The 17948-nt window shown below is 53.0% G+C and carries 18 protein-coding genes; 9 read left to right on the top strand and 9 right to left on the bottom strand.

Going from position 1 to position 17948, the window contains the following annotated elements:
* The coding region (locus OGW16_RS06600; RefSeq protein ID WP_286518124.1) for a lactate utilization protein LutB domain-containing protein at nucleotides 1-216 on the top strand (216 nt) is incomplete at its 5' end.
* Nucleotides 209-904: a LutC/YkgG family protein gene (locus OGW16_RS06605; RefSeq protein ID WP_087050964.1), complete on the top strand. Its 696-nt coding sequence runs from the start codon at nucleotides 209-211 to the stop codon at nucleotides 902-904. The genes OGW16_RS06600 and OGW16_RS06605, both read left to right, overlap by 8 nt.
* Nucleotides 905-953: 49 nt before the next feature.
* On the opposite strand, the gene gntP is transcribed toward OGW16_RS06605, so the two are convergent.
* Complete coding sequence (gene gntP, locus OGW16_RS06610; protein ID WP_003033260.1) at nucleotides 954-2297, bottom strand: gluconate permease GntP; 1344 nt, start codon at nucleotides 2295-2297, stop codon at nucleotides 954-956.
* 261 nt (nucleotides 2298-2558) lie between these two features.
* Between gntP and uxuA the strand changes: the two genes are divergently transcribed.
* From uxuA to OGW16_RS06635, 5 genes are all read left to right on the top strand, one after another.
* The gene (gene uxuA, locus OGW16_RS06615) at nucleotides 2559-3743 is read left to right on the top strand and encodes a mannonate dehydratase (RefSeq protein ID WP_286518126.1); all 1185 of its coding nucleotides are present in this window, start codon (nucleotides 2559-2561) and stop codon (nucleotides 3741-3743) included.
* A 79-nt stretch (nucleotides 3744-3822) separates the two neighbouring features.
* A complete protein-coding gene (locus OGW16_RS06620) occupies nucleotides 3823-5298 on the top strand; it encodes a fructuronate reductase (RefSeq protein WP_286518128.1) in 1476 nt (491 codons plus the stop codon).
* Between the two features lie 133 nt (nucleotides 5299-5431).
* Complete coding sequence (gene uxuR / locus OGW16_RS06625) at nucleotides 5432-6205, top strand: Uxu operon transcriptional regulator (RefSeq protein WP_043018290.1); 774 nt, start codon at nucleotides 5432-5434, stop codon at nucleotides 6203-6205.
* Between the two features lie 648 nt (nucleotides 6206-6853).
* On the top strand, nucleotides 6854-7063 hold the full coding sequence (locus tag OGW16_RS06630; RefSeq protein ID WP_043018291.1) for a hypothetical protein: 210 nt from the start codon (nucleotides 6854-6856) through the stop codon (nucleotides 7061-7063).
* Between the two features lie 178 nt (nucleotides 7064-7241).
* Nucleotides 7242-8249 carry a porin gene (locus OGW16_RS06635; RefSeq protein ID WP_043018292.1) on the top strand — a complete coding sequence of 336 codons (1008 nt, stop codon included), beginning with the start codon at nucleotides 7242-7244 and terminating at the stop codon, nucleotides 8247-8249.
* A 63-nt stretch (nucleotides 8250-8312) separates the two neighbouring features.
* Here OGW16_RS06635 and OGW16_RS06640 read toward each other — a convergent pair whose 3' ends face one another.
* From OGW16_RS06640 to OGW16_RS06675, 8 genes are all read right to left on the bottom strand, one after another.
* Nucleotides 8313-8714 carry a hypothetical protein gene (locus OGW16_RS06640; RefSeq protein WP_043018293.1) on the bottom strand — a complete coding sequence of 134 codons (402 nt, stop codon included), beginning with the start codon at nucleotides 8712-8714 and terminating at the stop codon, nucleotides 8313-8315.
* A gap of 189 nt (nucleotides 8715-8903) precedes the next feature.
* Nucleotides 8904-10091 (bottom strand): MFS transporter, encoded by a 1188-nt coding sequence (locus tag OGW16_RS06645; RefSeq protein ID WP_087052226.1) that lies wholly within the window; start codon nucleotides 10089-10091, stop codon nucleotides 8904-8906.
* A gap of 94 nt (nucleotides 10092-10185) precedes the next feature.
* Complete coding sequence (locus OGW16_RS06650) at nucleotides 10186-10437, bottom strand: putative Se/S carrier protein (protein WP_087050967.1); 252 nt, start codon at nucleotides 10435-10437, stop codon at nucleotides 10186-10188.
* Nucleotides 10434-11201 (bottom strand): putative 2-hydroxyacyl-CoA dehydratase activator YjiL, encoded by a 768-nt coding sequence (gene yjiL / locus OGW16_RS06655; protein ID WP_043018296.1) that lies wholly within the window; start codon nucleotides 11199-11201, stop codon nucleotides 10434-10436. The genes OGW16_RS06650 and yjiL overlap by 4 nt, the downstream gene beginning before the upstream one ends.
* 9 nt (nucleotides 11202-11210) lie before the next feature.
* Entirely contained in the window at nucleotides 11211-12362 is a 1152-nt protein-coding gene (locus tag OGW16_RS06660; protein ID WP_047406427.1) for a double-cubane-cluster-containing anaerobic reductase, read from the bottom strand.
* 94 nt (nucleotides 12363-12456) lie between these two features.
* A complete protein-coding gene (locus OGW16_RS06665) occupies nucleotides 12457-12921 on the bottom strand; it encodes a GNAT family N-acetyltransferase (protein WP_043018298.1) in 465 nt (154 codons plus the stop codon).
* Nucleotides 12922-12934: 13 nt separating this feature from the next.
* Nucleotides 12935-14215 carry a DUF445 domain-containing protein gene (locus OGW16_RS06670; RefSeq protein ID WP_043018299.1) on the bottom strand — a complete coding sequence of 427 codons (1281 nt, stop codon included), beginning with the start codon at nucleotides 14213-14215 and terminating at the stop codon, nucleotides 12935-12937.
* Between the two features lie 75 nt (nucleotides 14216-14290).
* Nucleotides 14291-15217 carry a LysR family transcriptional regulator gene (locus OGW16_RS06675; RefSeq protein ID WP_003830068.1) on the bottom strand — a complete coding sequence of 309 codons (927 nt, stop codon included), beginning with the start codon at nucleotides 15215-15217 and terminating at the stop codon, nucleotides 14291-14293.
* Between the two features lie 219 nt (nucleotides 15218-15436).
* On the opposite strand from OGW16_RS06675, the gene OGW16_RS06680 reads away from it, so the two are divergent.
* Both OGW16_RS06680 and metC read left to right on the top strand, forming a co-directional pair.
* A complete protein-coding gene (locus OGW16_RS06680) occupies nucleotides 15437-16669 on the top strand; it encodes a dicarboxylate/amino acid:cation symporter (RefSeq protein ID WP_043018300.1) in 1233 nt (410 codons plus the stop codon).
* A gap of 30 nt (nucleotides 16670-16699) precedes the next feature.
* On the top strand, nucleotides 16700-17890 hold the full coding sequence (gene metC, locus OGW16_RS06685; protein ID WP_043018301.1) for a cystathionine beta-lyase: 1191 nt from the start codon (nucleotides 16700-16702) through the stop codon (nucleotides 17888-17890).
* Nucleotides 17891-17948: the final 58 nt, after the last annotated feature.

Genomic DNA, 17948 nt, shown 5'->3' on the forward strand with positions numbered 1-17948 from the left:
ATGTTCGCCTATGCCAATAGCCATCCGGGGCTGTGGAAAGTCGGGATGATGGCGGGCGCGCATGCGGCGAGCTGGTTTATCAATGGTGGCAAAACGCCGCTCAAGGTTGGCGCGATTGGTGACTGGATGGAGGCGCGCGATCTGCCTGATGCTGACGGCGAGAGCTTCCGCAGCTGGTTTAAGAAACATCAGGCGCAGGAGAAAAAGAATGGATAACCGTACCGCGTTTTTAAACACCATCGCCCAGGCGCTGGGTCGCCCGCTGCGTTTCGAGCCGCAAGCGGATGCCGCACCGGTTAACAATTTTGCCAACGAGCGCCTGACCGAGCTTAGCCCCGAGCAGCGCTGCTCTGCGTTTATCCAGTTTGCCAGCGAAGTGATGCTGGCCCGCTGCGAACTGACCCGCGAGGACCAGGCCGCAGACGCGGCGCTGCGCCTGTGCGAAGAATTGGGTCAGCAGCCGGTGGTGCTGAGCGGCGACAGCCGGCTGGTGGAGCTGGGCATCACCCAACGCTTGCAGCAGGAATGCAACGCCGTGGTCTGGGATCCGGCGCGTGGTAGCGAAAATATTACCCAGGCTGAGCAGGCGAAAGTCGGCGTAGTGTTTGCCGAATATGGCCTGACCGAGTCCGGCGGCGTGGTGCTGTTTTCCGCACCGGAGCGCGGGCGCTCCCTGAGCCTGTTGCCGGAGTCCTCGATTTTCGTGCTGCGTAAAAGCACCATCCTGCCGCGCGTGGCGCAGCTGGCAGAAAAACTGCATCAGAAGGCGCAGGCCGGTGAGCGTATGCCATCGTGTATTAACATCATCAGTGGACCCAGCTCGACGGCAGATATTGAGCTTATCAAGGTGGTTGGGGTGCATGGCCCGGTGAAGGCGGTGTATCTGATTATTGAGGATTGTTGAGGCAGGATGGAAAACCGCTCTGGCGCTATAAGCCAGAGCGGTATCGATGTTATGCAATCATGCTGATGATCAACACGATTATCAACCCAACCACGGAGTTCACCAGCTCCAGCAGACCCCAGGTTTTCAACGTATCCTTCACCGACAGGTCAAAGTAGCCTTTGAACAGCCAGAACGAGGCATCGTTGATATGGGTCAGGGTGTTGGAGCCTGCCGCTGTCGCCAGCACCAGTAACGCCGGGTCGACGCCGACCAGTTGACCGGTAGCCGGGTCGAGTATGGCGGCGCTGATAATCCCCGCCGCCGTCATGGCGGATACCACGCCCTGACCGGTTGCCAGACGAATAAGCACGGTTATCAACCACGCCATGATGTACGGAGAGATATTGCCGTGCGACATCAGCATGCCGATGGTATCGCCAATACCGGTATCGATAATGGTCTGCTTCAGAACGCCGCCCGCGCCGATGATCAGGATCACCATGGCGATGCTTTTCACCGCGTTTTCAAAGGCGTTCATCACCCACTGCATGTCGTGACCACGCGCGGTACCAAACAGCACGAAGGCGACAACCATGGCAATGAACATTGCGATTGGGGAAGAGCCTAAGAAGTTGACCACTTCCCACGCCTGCGTCCCTTTCACCAGCCAGATGTTGGCGATGGTGGTGGAGATCATGATGATCGCTGGGATCAGCGGCACCAGAATAGACACACCGAATGACGGCAGATTGTTCTGGTCAACCGGTACGTCGGCCTTCATGAATGACGGCGTTGGACGATCGAGGTTGCCGAGGAATTTCGGCAGGATAAGCCCGGCGCAGATCACGCTCGGAATGGTCACCAGAATACCATAGATGTAGACCATGCCCATGTCAGCGCCGTAGGCGTTAACCAGCGCGACCGGACCCGGCTGTGGCGGGAACAGCGAGTGGGCGGTGGTCGCGGCGGCAACGGCCGGAATGGCCAGCTTGAGGAACGGGATCTTCGCTTCCGCGGCAATGACGATCACCAGCGGCGCCAGCATAATAAAGGCCACTTCATAGAACATCGCCAGGCCGAAGATCAGACCAATAATGATCACCGATAGCTGCACATAGCGCAGGCCGAGTCGCGCCAGTAGCGTATGGGCAATCTGATGCGCCGCGCCGGAATCAACCATCAGCTTACCGATGACCGCCCCGAATACTACGATAATCGCCAGTTCACCCAGCGTGCTGCCAAAGCCGGATTTCATGGTGTGCAGCAGTTCCATTAAATCCATCCCCGCCAGCATGCCGACCGAGAGCGCCGCCAGCAGCAGGGCGACCATTGAGTTTATTTTGAATCTTAGATTGAGCACCAGCATCAGACCGATGCCGAATACGACCCACAGAATATTGAGAACGTGCATATAACGTCTACCTTAATTTGGTTGAACTATTATGATTTTGGTTGAGATGTTACATATATTGGTTAACCATTGATGCGATGAATGTCACATTGCGTTACATGTTTACATTGAAACGGGTCTGGCTGACCGTAATCTGGCGATCTAATCAGCAGATATCGTGATTTGGTTAACCAATTTCTCGCTTCAGGTTGACATGTAATACCAAAAGGAGGAATTTATGTGCCATATCGTCGAGTCCATAACGTAAACGAGGAATAAAACATGGAACAGACATGGCGCTGGTATGGTCCTAACGATCCGGTCACCTTAGCGGATGTACGTCAGGCGGGTGCAACTGGCGTTGTCACCGCCTTACACCATATCCCGAACGGGGAAGTGTGGACGGTTGATGAGATCCTCAAACGCAAAGCGATTATTGAGCAGGCGGGCCTGGTCTGGTCGGTCGTTGAAAGCGTGCCGATCCACGAAGACATTAAAACCCGTTCCGGCAACTATCAGCAGTGGATCGCCAACTACCAGCAAAGCCTGCGTAACCTGGCCCAGTGCGGCATTCGTACCGTGTGCTACAACTTTATGCCGGTTCTCGACTGGACCCGCACCGACCTGGAATACGTCCTGCCGGACGGCTCCAAAGCGCTGCGTTTCGATCAAATTGAATTTGCCGCCTTTGAGCTGCATATCCTCAAACGCCCGGGTGCGGAAGCGGACTACACCGCCGAAGAGATCGCGCAGGCGAATGAACGTTTCGCCACCATGAGCGATGAAGACAAAACGCGTCTGACCCGTAATATCATCGCCGGGCTGCCTGGCGCGGAAGAGGGCTACACGCTTGACAAGTTCCGCCAGCATCTGGCTCGTTATAAAGATATCGATAAAGCCGCGCTGCGCGAGAATTTTGCCGTCTTCCTGAAGGCGATTATTCCGGTGGCGGAAGAAGCAGGCGTACGTATGGCGGTACACCCGGACGATCCGCCGCGCCCGATCCTCGGCCTGCCGCGCATTGTTTCCACCGTGGAAGATATGCAGTGGATGGTCGATACGGTCAACAGCATGGCGAACGGTTTCACCATGTGTACCGGTTCCTATGGCGTGCGGGCGGACAACGACCTGGTCGACATGATCAAACAGTTTGGCCCACGCATTTACTTCACCCATCTGCGCTCCACGCTGCGTGAAGATAACCCGAAAACTTTCCATGAAGCGGCGCATCTTAACGGCGACGTCGACATGTACGAAGTGGTGAAAGCGATCGTTGAGGAAGAGCAGCGCCGTAAAGCCGAGGGCAAAGAGGACCTGATCCCTATGCGTCCGGACCACGGTCACCAGATGCTTGACGATCTGAAAAAGAAAACCAACCCAGGCTACTCCGCGATTGGTCGCCTGAAAGGGCTGGCGGAAGTGCGCGGCGTTGAGATGGCTATCCAGCGCGCTTTCTTTAGCCGCTAAAGCGAGTTGCCGGTCACCTGTCTGACCGGCGTTTTTCTTTTCTCTTCCGTTGGTCTTTCAACGGGTTCTGGAGTTCACGATGACAACGACAATTGCCAATAGCAACCTGCCGGTTGCGCGCCCAGCATGGGACAGCTCGCGCCTGCAATCCCGCATTGTTCACCTCGGATGCGGCGCTTTTCACCGCGCGCATCAGGCGCTGTACACCCACCATCTGCTGGAAACCACCGACAGCGACTGGGGTATCTGTGAAGTTAACCTGATGCCGGGTAATGACTGCGTACTGATTGAAAACCTGCGCAAGCAACAACTGCTGTATACCGTGGCGGAAAAAGGCGCGGACAACACCGTGCTGAAAGTGATCGGCTCGATGAAAGAAGCGCTGCACCCGGATCTTGACGGCTGTGACGGTATTTTACAGGCTATGGCACGCCCGCAGACGGCAATTGTCTCGCTGACGGTCACGGAAAAAGGCTACTGCACCGATGCCGCCAGCGGTCAGTTAGATCTCAATAACCCACTGATTAAACACGATCTGGCAAATCCGACCGCGCCGAAGTCGGCGATTGGTTACATCGTACAGGCGCTGCATCTGCGCCGTGAGCAAGGGCTGGCGGCCTTTACCGTGATGTCCTGCGATAACGTACGTGAAAATGGTCATGTGGCGAAAGTCGCGGTGCTGGGCCTGGCGCAGGCGCGCGACCCGCAGCTGGCGCAGTGGATTGAAGCAAATGCCACTTTCCCGTGCACTATGGTCGACCGCATTGTTCCGGCGGCGACGCCAGAAACGTTGCAAGAGATTGCCGACCAGTTGGGCGTTTACGACCCGTGCGCTATCGCCTGCGAGCCGTTCCGCCAGTGGGTGATTGAAGACAACTTTGTTAACGGTCGTCCTGACTGGGACAAAGTTGGCGCACAGTTCGTTGCCGACGTGGTGCCGTTTGAAATGATGAAACTGCGCATGCTAAACGGCAGCCACTCATTCCTCGCGTATCTGGGCTATCTCGGCGGCTATGAAACTATCGCTGATACCATGACCAACCCGGCGTACCGCAAAGCGGCGTTCGCGCTGATGATGCAGGAGCAAGCGCCGACGCTGTCGATGCCGGAAGGCACCGATCTCAATGCCTATGCGACGCTGCTGATCGAACGTTTCAGCAACCCCTCTCTACGCCACCGCACATGGCAGATTGCGATGGACGGCAGCCAGAAATTGCCGCAGCGTCTGCTGGATCCTGTGCGTCTGCACCTGCAAAACGCCAGCGGCTGGCGTCACCTGGCGCTGGGCGTGGCGGGTTGGATGCGCTACACCCATGGCGTGGATGAACAGGGACAGGTTATTGATGTTGTTGACCCCATGCTGGCTGAATTCCAGCGTATAAACCAACAGTATCAGGGGGCCGAACGCGTGACGGCGCTACTGGGGCTGAGCGGCATCTTTGGTCACGATCTGGCGGAAAACGCCGACTTTGTTGAGACGATTATCGCCATGTATCAACAACTGTGCGAGCTGGGCGCGCGTGAGTGTGTTGTCGCGTTAAGCGCTGACGCTTAATTCCCCGAACTATGACGGGTCAATCAAAATACTGATTTGGTTGACCCGTTTTCTGTTTTTGACTTGCCGCAAATGCTATAGTTCGATACCTATTCACCGTATCTGATTACACGCTTCTGACGGACATAACACGATGAAATCGAACACTTCTCAACAAAGACCCTACCAGGAAGTGGGTGCCATGATCCGCGATCTGATTGTCCAGACACCGTACCAGCCCGGTGAGCGTTTGCCACCGGAACGTGAGATTGCCGAGATGCTCAACGTCACTCGCACGGTGGTTCGCGAAGCGTTAATCATGCTGGAAATTAAGGGGCTGGTGGATGTACGCCGCGGCGCCGGGATTTACGTACTCGACAATGCGGATGCGCAGGCTATCGACAGTACGGATGTCAATCATTGCAATGATGCGGGCCCGTTTGAGCTTCTGCAGGCGCGACAGTTGCTGGAAAGCAATATCGCCGAATTTGCCGCGCTGCAGGCTACCCGTGAAGATATCGTCAAAATGCGCCAGGCGTTACAGCTGGAAGAGCGTGAGCTGGCGTCCAGCGAGCCTAACGGCTCTGAAAGCGGTGACATGCAGTTCCATCTCGCCATCGCTGAAGCTACGCATAACAGCATGCTGGTGGAGCTGTTTCGCCAGTCATGGCAGTGGCGCGAGAACAACCCGATGTGGATCCAGCTTCATAGTCACCTCGACGATACTCACTATCGTAAAGAGTGGATGGGCGACCACAAGCAGATCCTGGCGGCATTAATCAAAAAAGATGCACGGGCGGCCAAGCTGGCAATGTGGCAGCATCTGGAAAACGTCAAACAACGCCTGCTGGAGTTTTCCAATGTTGATGACATTGATTTTGATGGCTATCTGTTCGAGTCCTGGCCGCTGGATAAAGTTAACGCCTGATTTTCCTTCCTCTTCCACGCGGGCTGTAGCGGCCCGCGCGACGCTTTTCCGCACAAGAATGTAGCGCGTAACAAACATTCTTTTCACGTCATGAACGTCACGTAAAAAATTGTTTCCATTGCCTCAGATGATGATTTTTCCTGCGCCTCTGTACGATACAAATTGATTTACATCAATTAAAAATAACTTATTTTTGCATGCGAAAAAATGCGTTATTTACCTTATTTTTACCTTTACGTGCTTATTTTTAGACAAAATGCGCCAGTGTTAAGTGAGAATCAAACTAATTTCCGCAGCTTTCAGGACGAGACAGTCGGGCATTACAGTGCGTAAAAACAAACGCTTCACGCAAATGTAGACATTAATAACGGTGCGTAACTTATTGGCTGCAATGATGTTTTGATTTGTAATCATGGTTTTTGTCAATGGCTCAAGCTTTTTTAATCAAATGAATAAAAACGAATATTTGTAAAGTAATAATTACACATTATTCTATAAACAAGTTATCTTTCATTTGAAATAGCGTTCCATTTACCTGCGTTTTATTAACAGTTTCATTACTATTGTGACTGTATTTTGCCGTTGACTTGTTTTTACACTGACTGCATATTTCATCGCCATAAGCGTGTTTGCGTTCAGGAGATGACAATGCCCTCTCGAGATTACCCTGATATTAGAAAAGCCAGGGGAACCCGATCAAAAGATATGGTTCTTTTAAGTGCCCGTGTCGATACCTCTCTGTGGGAATATGTTCGAACGCTGGCATTTGAAACCCGTAAAAGTAAACAAGATATTATTGCCGAAGCATTAATGTTGTATCGCTCTGTTAATGAGAGCGTAAACGAAGAATCCAAGTAATTACTCTCTGTTCGGGTTTTATTTAAAACCCTAAATGATATGTGTCTTGCCACTTTATTATTGCCTTCATTGGTGTGTTAGAGGCTTTCCCCTTTTCCATAGGGGACTTTTTTATGCGGGTATTCTGCCTTCATAACAAAGTTGATAGCAAAATTCACAATTAAAAGTGAGTAATAACATGAAAAAGTCAGTAGTGGCATTAGCTGTAATGGCATTAGGGGTAACCTCCGTTCATGCAGCGGAAATTTATAATAAAGATGGCAACAAACTGGATCTGTACGGCAAAGTAAAAGCGGTCCATTCCTGGACTGACGGCACCGATGCCGATGGTACCTACGCGCGTCTGGGTTTTCGCGGTGAGACACAAATCAACGATCAACTGACCGGTTATGGCCAATTTGAAAGTCAGTTTGATGCCTCTAAAGCAGAAGGTTCTCAGAATGGCGTCAATACACGTCTGGCGTTTGCTGGCCTGGATTATGGCCATGACGTTAGCTTTGACTACGGTCGTAACTACGGTATCGCTTACGACGTGGGAGCTTACACTGACACTCTTTCAGAGTTCGGCGGTGACTCCTATGAAGATACTGACCGCTTCCTTACTACACGCACTTCTGGCGTTGCAACACTCCGCACCAAAAATCTGTTTGGTGCCGTTGATGGTCTGAGCGTCGGCGCGCAATATCAGGGTCAGGATGACTCTAACGCTAACCCAGCAAAACAGCACGGTAATGGCTACGGCTTCTCGCTGGGCTATGACAACATCGCGGATTCCGGCGTATCTGCCATTGCGGCTTACACCACCAACGCGGTGACGGCTCAGCAGAAACGAAGCGGCTGGGAAGGTGAAAACGCAGAGTTCTGGGGCGCGGGTCTGAAATATGATGCTAACGCTATCTACGTCGCGACCATGTACGGCGAGTCCCACAACCTGATTCAGGATGCGGACAAAGCTGAGCACTTTGAAGCGATGGCTGCGTATGTGTTTGATTTTGGTCTGCGTCCGAACGTGGCTTACGTCCACGCGCGTGATAACAACAATAATGACCTGACCGAATACGTAGCGCTGGGTACAGACTACTACTTCAACAAAAACATCGTGGCTGATGTGGGTTACAAAATTAACCTGCTCGATGGCGCTGATGGCGACAACCAGGTTGTTGCGGGTCTGACCTATCAGTTCTAAGTTTTTGTTCTGATCTGCAAAAAGGCGTCTTAGTTAAGACGCCTTTTTTACCTCTGTCGGCGTTTAAACCGGCTGACTCTCTTCCTGCTGTACACCGCTAAACAGCCATTGCCAGATGCCCACTTTTACCCATGCGACCACGCAGAGGATCAGATAAAAAAGCGGATTATGCGTAATAGTTACGCGCATGACTTCCATTAAATCCACATGCAAATTTCCGGCAATGGCCATATTGATAACAAAAATAGAGGCTACCGCGCTGGCCAGTAAAATAAATACGGCCTGTAATCTGGTTATCTCCGGTAGCCTGCCAGAAGCCCATTGCCATAAGAAAGTCGTTGTTAACAGGAAGATAATAAACAATCCTAGTGCGCCAAACAGGCCAAAGTCTTTATAATCCTTTAGCGTGCCAATTAAACCAGCCAAAATAATTAACCCCAGCAGTATTTTTTTAAACCACGACATGTACTTTTCCCGACGATGGTGTTGATGTTGAATTAATATGTCCATTTTTACGCATTTTAAATTGAGTTTATAAATGAACAGCCGGGAATTATAAATTGTCTGGCGGGTAATTACCGATTATTTGCGGTTTATTAAATGTTGACATTTAATTGCGGATTAATCCGAATATATTTGTTTATAGGCTATTGATTATACCCTTTTGGGGGAAGCGAAACGCTGTTTATATAATTGCGTCAGGCTGATAAGCGCCGCAATGAACAACGCGACGGCGCCGCACAGCGTGGCGTTAACGATCGCCTGTGCACCGCTTCCCAGCAGGCTGGTTAATAGCGGCCCGAGTATTTGTCCAATGCCGTAAGTCAGAGTGACCAGGCCCAGCAGATTAATATTACGCGGGACGCTAAGTTGACGGGCGAGCGGCATCACCAGTGAAGTGGTCCCCATAAACGTTGCGCCAAACCCCACGCTGCTTATCACCAGCAGCAGCAAGGAGTCGCTGGCGAGCGTCATCACCACGCAGGCGCTTTGAATCAGCAAATTCGCCGTCAGGCATTGCAAAACTCCCCAGCGTCGGGCGGCCCACAGCCAGGCGAAACAACCTGGAATTATCGATATGCCGACCAGCGACCAGAGATGGGCAGTCAGCAGCGGCGAACCGGCGCTTTTCGCCATTAGCGGTAGATAGGTGGCGACAATGATGTAGCCAAATCCGGCCAACCCGTACAGCAGCGCCAGCAGCCACCAGGACATCGGCTGATGTTCCGTTTTTACCGGCGCCGCGGCGGGGAGGGCATGATCGCGAGATGGCAGGAGTATAACCAGTAGGACAAAGAACAGAGCTGACGCTGCCGCTGCGCCCAGCCAGAGGGTGTGCGATGACAGCGCAAAATGCAGACCGCTAATGACATATTCATTGCCCAGCAAAATGCCTGCGCCAACGCCGGAGAACAACGCCGCGATCACGAAGGGATGCCGGGTATGATGCAGAACGATCATTGAGCCAAAGATCATCATACCTGCACTGGCGACGCCCGCCAGAAAACGGATCAACATCACCAGCGCGGGCTGCGTAAAGCTTGCCATCGCCAGAATCAACCCCGCGGTAGCGAGCGCGGACGTTAGCAACATCGGGCGTAAGCGTGAGGGAAGATGAAAGAGCCCGAAGGAGAAGAGCAGGCTTCCTGCCAGATACCCAGCGTAGTTGGCGCTGGCAATCCAGGAAAGCTGGTCAAATGTGAACTGACCTTCCGACAGCAGCACCGGGAGCATTGGCGTATACAGAAAGCGCCCAATTCCCATACCCAGCGTTAAGACCAGCATGCCAAACAGCGCGACGCTGATAGCATGACGATTTGAATCTGGGCTTTCCTGGGACATACGGGCTCTCATTTCACGCTGCTATCTGATAATTGTTATATTACATGCGTAAATGATAATGAAAAGTAAAATAAAACGCAGTGCCCTCGCGCGTTCAGGAAGGAGGGAAAGTGGCAATGCAGCGCCAGTCTCCGTTTTCAAGGCGGTAGATAGATTCGGTATGACCCGCAATTACCCACTCATTCTCCTCGCCAGCAATGCAGTCGATGTAAATACACAGCCCGCAGCCACCGCGTAGCTCGCGGGGAATATCGGCCACCCGAAAGCAAATACCTGCAGCCTGTAGCGCTTTACGCGTTTTGATGACGCCGAGAGTAGTGTGAAACAAGAACAGGGCTTCCTTCACTCACGTTTCCCCTGACGTTGACCAATTAACGCGGCCCCAATTGCCCCGGCAAACTGCGCGTCGGGATGCGTGTGCACGGGAATACCCACGTGGCCTTCGAGCATACGAGCAAAGGCGCGGCTGTGGCTTACCCCGCCGGTAAATAACAGTGGAGCCTGTGCAGAAAGCCGCCCGATGAAGTTTGCGCTGCGTCTGGCCATCGCGTTGATTACGCCAGCTAAAATTGCCTCCGGCGCGACACCCGCAGAGCGCAGGCTGATGACCTCAGATTCGGCAAAAACCGTACACATGCTGGTGATGGCATGCGGTTCGACGCCAGCGGTGATCGCATCCAACTGATCTACGCTGGCGCCGAGCGTACGTGAGATGACTTCCAGAAATCGCCCGGTCCCTGCCGCACATTTGTCGTTCATCAAAAAATCGCTGAGGTTGCCATCATCATCTAACTGGATGACTTTACTGTCCTGACCGCCGATATCAATCACTGTGCGGGTACCGGGAGCCAGCAAGCGTGCCCCCAGCCCGTGGCAGGAAATTTCAGTGACCTGTTTGTCGGCATAATCCACGAGCTGCCGTCCGTAGCCTGTGAGGGTTAAAAATGGTTTATCGTCCAGCCCGGCCTGCAGCGTTTCCCATGCCTGCGCGATCGCTTCGGCAGGGCGAAAAGGCGTTGGGCAGAGGAAGCGACGTTTGATGACGTTCCTTTCCAGCAAAATACCTTTCGTCGCCGTGGAGCCGGAATCGATCCCTATTGAGAATCTCATTCCTGTTCCTCACAACATTTCAATGAACGCGGCGACACGGGTGCTAAGCTGGCCGATATCCGCGCTGGAGTAATCGGTTTCAATAGCGATGTAGGGAATGTTGTGCTGCTGGCGGACGTGGCGTTTAATGGCCAGTGATTCAACGGCGTAAGTGTGGCAAGCCTGTAAAATGACATCGACGACGCCGTCAGCCTGGTACTCTTCAACCATTTGGCTAAGCATTTTCAGGCGTTGATCGTTAGGGGAAATACAGGAGCAACCGATGGCGAGGTATTTATCGGTCAGTGCGTCGTAGACGTCGCCAGTTTCCGCCACGCACTGCTCAGTGGCTTTCGCGCCGGTGCAGTTTTCATAACCCACTACCCAACCGCCGTTTTCTTCAATGGCACGCACCACTTTTTCTGCCGCGCCGCCAATGGGGCAACCGGTTATCAGTATGCGTGGACGTGATGCCAGGCGTTTCCCGGCCTGCCATTCCTGATGTACCCGTTCGGCCATGCTATTAAGCTCGTCGATCAACGCTTCTTTATCAAAGCGGAAGGTTGCGCCGTAAACAACTTTCAGAATGTCACTGCCGCTGAGTGCGGGTGGATTGAGTTGGCCAACGCGGTAAAAATTCGCCAGTGCGCGACGCTCCTGATTTTTTAGAATGATGGCTTCACGTAGCGCAGCTTCGGTAATCGGGGTGCCAAAACGGGCTTCGACAGCCTGCTGCAGACGTAGGATCTCGGCTTTCCATAGCGCACGCGAAGCCGCATCGTTGGCGCTGTTGGGCAGTTGCATCACATGTACCGCTTTAAATTCAGCCATGTACTCGTACATCTTCTTTTTACCATCGCAGGTCGTTTCGCCCACCACGAGGTCAGAGAAGTAGAAGTACGGGCATTTATCAGTTTTACCAAACCCGTAGCTGCTTTTGATCAGCGGACACAGATTACGTGGTAGATCTTTTTCGGCTTCTTCTATGGTTTCATCAGAGGTTGAGCATAGTGAAACGACTACCGCGCCCGCCGCCATCGCTATCTCCTGCGGCATAAAGGTGCAATAGGTTCCAACGAGCGGGATACCCTGCTCTTTAAGATCCATTACGGTGAGAAAACCTTTCTGACGGGCGTCGGAGAACTGGTTGAAAATGGCGGGTAAATCGGTGATTAGCGACATGATTTTCCTTCCCCGTAACACGGGAGAGAGTAAAAGACGTCGCATTATAACCCTGTAATTTATCTGGCTTTATTGATGTACAACAATTGTACGCTTACAGGTTACGACTGTAGACCCGCGAGACTTCCCCCCACGGGTGATAGCCTGGCCCGTCAAAGTAAAATCCCGCTTTCTCGTATAACCCTTCCAGGTCGGTACATAAATGGAGCTGCATAAAGCCCAGTTGTCTGGCCTGACTGGCAATATGTTCAATCAGGCGAAATGCCAGACCGCGTCCACGGTAGTGAGGATCGATATAGAGCGCACATAGCCACGGCCACAGTTCGCCGCGACTGATAAAATCATTGGTGATCAATCCGGCGCAGCCAATAATGCTGTCGCCGTCCTGCAGCCAGTACCACTGCGGTAGCGGGTTCTTTGCGCCAATACAACGGTGCAGCGCATCCTCGTAAACCTTCATGGAGTCTTCTGAGGCCCATTGTTGTTGAAAGTAAGCGGTGACCTCGTGCAGCTTTTCCGGCGTCTCGCGCAGGGAAAAAATGCGGATGTTGATTGTCATTGAATTTTTCTCCTTAAAAATTCACCAGCGTCAGCAGGGAAGGTATTTGCGACAACAGATATAAAACCAGCCCAATAGAACCGCCGACCAGCGTGCCGTTGACGCGGATAAACTGCAAATCTTTACCGATGTTCAGCTCAATTTGCTGCGACATATCGCGCGCATCCCAACTTTTCACCGTGTCGCTGATATGGCGCGTCAGGAAAGTGGCGAACTCCGGCGCCACTTTATGCGCGGCCTGCTCCAGATGCCCATTCAGTGAGGCGCGCAGAGCGCTGTCGGCAACCAGCGTTTCGCCGAACCACTGCCCGGCGCTGGCAATGCGCTGCTTCACGCGGGAATCATCGGCGTTTATGTCGGTTTTCACCCACTGGCGCAGGTCTGCCCACAGTTCGCCAAGATAACGGTTGAAGGCTTCGTCTTCCTTCAGATAGCTTTTCATGCTTTCGGCCCGCACGGCCATCTCCGGATCGTGTTTGAGCTTATCGATGAGCTTAAACGTAGCGCGATCGAAGGCGTGGCGGATCTGATGCGCACGATCGTGGCTGATGTCATCCAGCAAGGAGTTAACGGCATCAGACACCAGTTCGGCGCTGTGCTCGCCCAGCCATTCGGTCGGCAGGATCTTCGCTTTCAGCGGATGTTCGGTTTCCAGCCAGTGCACGACCTGTCTGGCGATAAACGCCCGCGAGCTGTCGCGCTGGAGCAGGGCGATCAGTTGGGCGATCAGCGTGTCGAGCAGCACCTGATGGCGATTGTTTTTAGTCATGCTTTCCAGCATCAGCGCGCTGGTACCGGAGAGATCGACCTTGTCGATGGCCTTGTGTACCGCCCGCTTGATCAGCCTCTGAATGCGCGAGTCGTCGGTCAGTTCGAGAAAACCGCTCATAATTTGCAGCAGATGCTGGCCGATGCGCTGGGCGTTTTCCGGCTGGCTGAACCAGTTGCCGATCAACAGCGCCGGTTCATGGCGGCGGATCAACGCGACCAGCGACTGGGTGTCGAGAAATTTTTCCTGCACAAATTGCCCGAGATTTTCGCCGATCCTGTCCTTATTACGCGGGATAATAGCCGTATGTTGCGAGATAAATGGGATCGGCACCCGACGAAAAAGCGCCACCACGGCAAACCAGTCCGCCAGCGCGCCGACCATCGCCGCTTCGGCGATCGCTTTGATCCCCAGCACCCAGAAGTTAGGCGGCAGAAACAGCGTGATGACGAAGGTCGCGGCGGCAATCAGCAGCAATGAAAGCGCCAGCCGCTTGGCGCGTTTGAGTTCAGCAATTTTATTCATAGGCTTAAGGATAGAGCCAGACGGGGGGATCGCGCAAAAAATGTGGAGCGCCTCCCATTTTCAGATGGGTAAAGCTTACTCCGGGATCCAGTTGTCCCAGGCGGGCAAGGGGCCGAGTTCCGCCACCAGAAAATCGATAAACGATCGCACCTTCGGATTGCTGTACTTGCTGGGAAAGTACAGCGCATACAGGGCGTGAGTTTCACAGGTGATGGTGCCGTCGAGCATCAGCGGCGTTATCTCTTCTTTTTGAATATGATCGCCAATCAGATAGGTGGGCAAATACGCCACTCCCTGATCTTCTAACACCGACTTCAGTAATACCAGGCTGCTGTTGGCCTGGATTGGCATATGCAGTTTTAACTGGTGCAGGCGATCCTGTTCATCCGCCACCTTCAGCACCGGCGTGAGGCCTGGGTAAACCAGACAATCATGGTTGACCAGGTCGCTTCGGCGCTGGGGCATGCCTTTTTTGGCAAGGTAGCCGGGTGAAGCGCAGTACGCCCAACGGACTGGCACCAGCTTGCGCATCGCATAGTTCTGCGGCGGTGCGGTGGAGATGCGCAGGGCGATGTCGAAATCCGTTTCGTTCAGATTCACGAAGTTATCGTTGAGATCGATATACAGATTCACATCCGGAAACTGGGAGCGATATTTATCCACCAGGTTCACCAGTCGGGAATAACCAAACGCAATTGAGCAGGTTATGCGTAATTCACCCTGCGGGCTGTGGTAATAACCGGAAGTGGTATTCAGCGTTTCATCGAATTCTTTCAAAAGCTTATTAGCGCGGTTGAAGAGATATTGCCCGGCGTCGGTCAGGGTAATACTGCGGGTCGTGCGTTTAATTAATGTCGTGCCCAGCGTGTCTTCCATCGCGGCCAGGCTTTTGCTGACCGCAGACGGCGATACATTGAGCTGCGCCGCGGCTTCTGACAATCCTCCGCAGTCGACGATTTTAGTAAAAAATTCCAGATGCTTGAGTGAAATCGGCGTACTCATAGTTTCCTTTAATTCACAAGTGATTTGCAAAAACGGTACGAATAGGCCGTTACATTCGCCTTTTAAACATGCAACTATTGAATCACAGGAAACAACTTGCTGGCAAAATGAAAAAATAACAACTTAGGTGAGTTACGTCACAAAATAAAAGGAGGCGAAACGGAAACTCATCACATTGTGAATTTAATCTCATTAATTATTATTCTAAAGGTACCGATTATGTGGTCACGACTCGAACCCTACAGATCGTCGATTATTTTATTAGTTGCTCTGGTGATTGGCGGCTTATTAGGTATTTATGCCCCATCGTTTGCAAGTAAACTCCAGCCAATAGGTCAGATATTCTTAAACCTGTTATTTATGATTATTGTGCCGCTGGTGGGGATCAGCGTCATGTCTTCGATCGCCAGTATGACCGACCTGAAAAGGTTAGGGCGCATTATGGCGATAATCTTTATTGTTTCGATCGCCATGGCCTTTATTCCGGCCGCCGGGATCGTCGCGCTGGCGCTATGGTATAACCCGGCGCAGGGCGTCACTATCGATCTCTCGCAGTCTGTGCAGGCGGGCAGCGGCAAGATGGATTTTGTCAGTATGATCACCACCAGCGACTTTATCGGACTGTTTTCTAAGTCCAATATTCTGGCGCTGATCGTGATGGCAATCATCGCCGGTGTGGCGATTGGCCAGTCGGATCAGGCCGGTAAACGCATTGCGTCGCTGCTGGAAGATGCCAATACCGTGATCATGAAGATCGTGTCGATCATCATGAAGGTTGCGCCAATTGGTCTGGGCTGCTACTTCGCCGCCACCATGGCCAGTCAGGACTCGGCGCTGCTGTTAACCTTTGCCCGTGCTATCGGCCTGTTTATGGTCGCCACGCTGGTCTATTTTGTTTTTGGCTCAATTCTTTATTCGTATATTGGCGGCGGTATTCCGGCGGTCAGAGCCTTCTGGCGTAATGCGATTGAGCCGTCTGCCACTGCGCTGGGGACCTGCTCTTCGCTGGGGACGCTGCCGGTAACGCTGCGTGCCGGTAAGGCGATGGGGATTAACCCGGAAATCGTTGATGTCTCCATTCCGCTGCTGGTGAACCTGAATAAAGGCGGCGTGGCGATGATTGCCGCGCTAAAAATTGTCTTTATCTATTCCGTGCTGGGCATGGAGTTCACCACCGAGACCTTCTTCCTGACGATGCTGATCGCGGTGCTCTCCGCCATTATTGTCGGCGGCGTACCGGGCGGGGCATTCCTCGGTGAAATCTTTATCGTCACCACGCTCGGCCTGCCGATGGAAGCGATCCCGATGCTGGTGGTGCTGGGCACGATTACCGATGCGCCGGCCACACTGATCAACGTTATCCATGATTTGAATGCGGCGCAGATTGTCGAACGGTTCGCTGGAAAAAAGCAGACCAACACTGAAATAAACTCTACTGCTGCGGTGGTATAGGTTTCACACGGATTAAGAACAGGAGATGTTATGAAAGACGCAATGAAGCTTGAAACGCACCTGGTTGTTGCTGGTCGTGACAAACGCTACACCCAGGGAGCGGTGAATCCGGTTATCCAACGCGCCTCTTCACTGGTATTTGATACCGTGAAGGACAAGAAATTTGCCACCGCCAATCGCGCGAACGGCGAGCTGTTTTACGGTCGTCGCGGAACCTACACCCACTTTGCCTTTCAGAAGGCAATGAGCGAGCTGGAAGGCGGCGTTGGCTGCGCGCTGTACCCGTGCGGCGCTGCGGCGGTGACCAACGCGATTCTGGCGTTTGTTCAGGGTGGCGATCATATTCTGATGACGGGCGCGGCCTACGAGCCAACTCAGGATTTTTGCAATAAGATCTTGAGTAAATTCAACGTGGAAACCACGTATTACGATCCGCTGATTGGCGCTGGGATCGTCGATCTTCTGCGTCCGGAAACGAAGGTTGTATTCCTCGAGTCGCCGAGTTCGGTCACTATGGAAGTTCAGGATGTGCCGGGGATGGTGAAGGCTATCCGCGCGGTGAATCCAGAGATTGTCATTATGATCGATAACACCTGGGCGGCAGGCGTGCTGTTTAAAGCACTGGATTATGGCGTGGATATTTCCATTCAGGCGGGAACGAAGTACACCATCGGTCATTCGGACGGCATGCTGGGCACGGCGGTGTCGAACGCCCGGTGTTGGGATCGCCTGCGCGAAAACTCCTATTTGATGGGGCAAACGCTGGACGCCGATACGGCCTACAACGGCAGCCGCGGATTGCGCACCCTGGCGGTACGTCTTAAGCAGCATCAGGAGAGCAGCATCCATATTGCCCGCTGGCTGTCGGCAAGGCCGGAAGTGGCGCGGGTGAATCATCCGGCATTACCGGAATGTCCGGGCCATGAGTATTTTCAGCGTGACTTTACCGGAAGCTCAGGCCTGTTCTCGTTTGTGCTGAAAAAGAGACTGACCGACGAACAGATGGCGAATTTCCTCGATAACTTCTCGCTGTTCCATATGGCCTATTCGTGGGGCGGATTTGAGTCGCTCATTCTGGCTAATCAGCCGGAAGAGCTAAACAGCATTCGCCCGGCAGGAGAGGTGGATTTCAGCGGTACGCTGGTCAGGGTGCATATTGGCCTCGAGGATATCGACGACCTGATTGCCGATCTGGACGCGGGATTTGCCCGCATTGCGTAAGGTGACGTGATCGTAGCCGGATGCGGCGCAAGCGCCTTATCCGGCCTACTACAACTCT

It is taken from the genome of Citrobacter sp. Ce104 (assembly GCF_030334595.1).
Taxonomy (GTDB): Bacteria; Pseudomonadota; Gammaproteobacteria; order Enterobacterales; family Enterobacteriaceae; genus Citrobacter; species Citrobacter europaeus.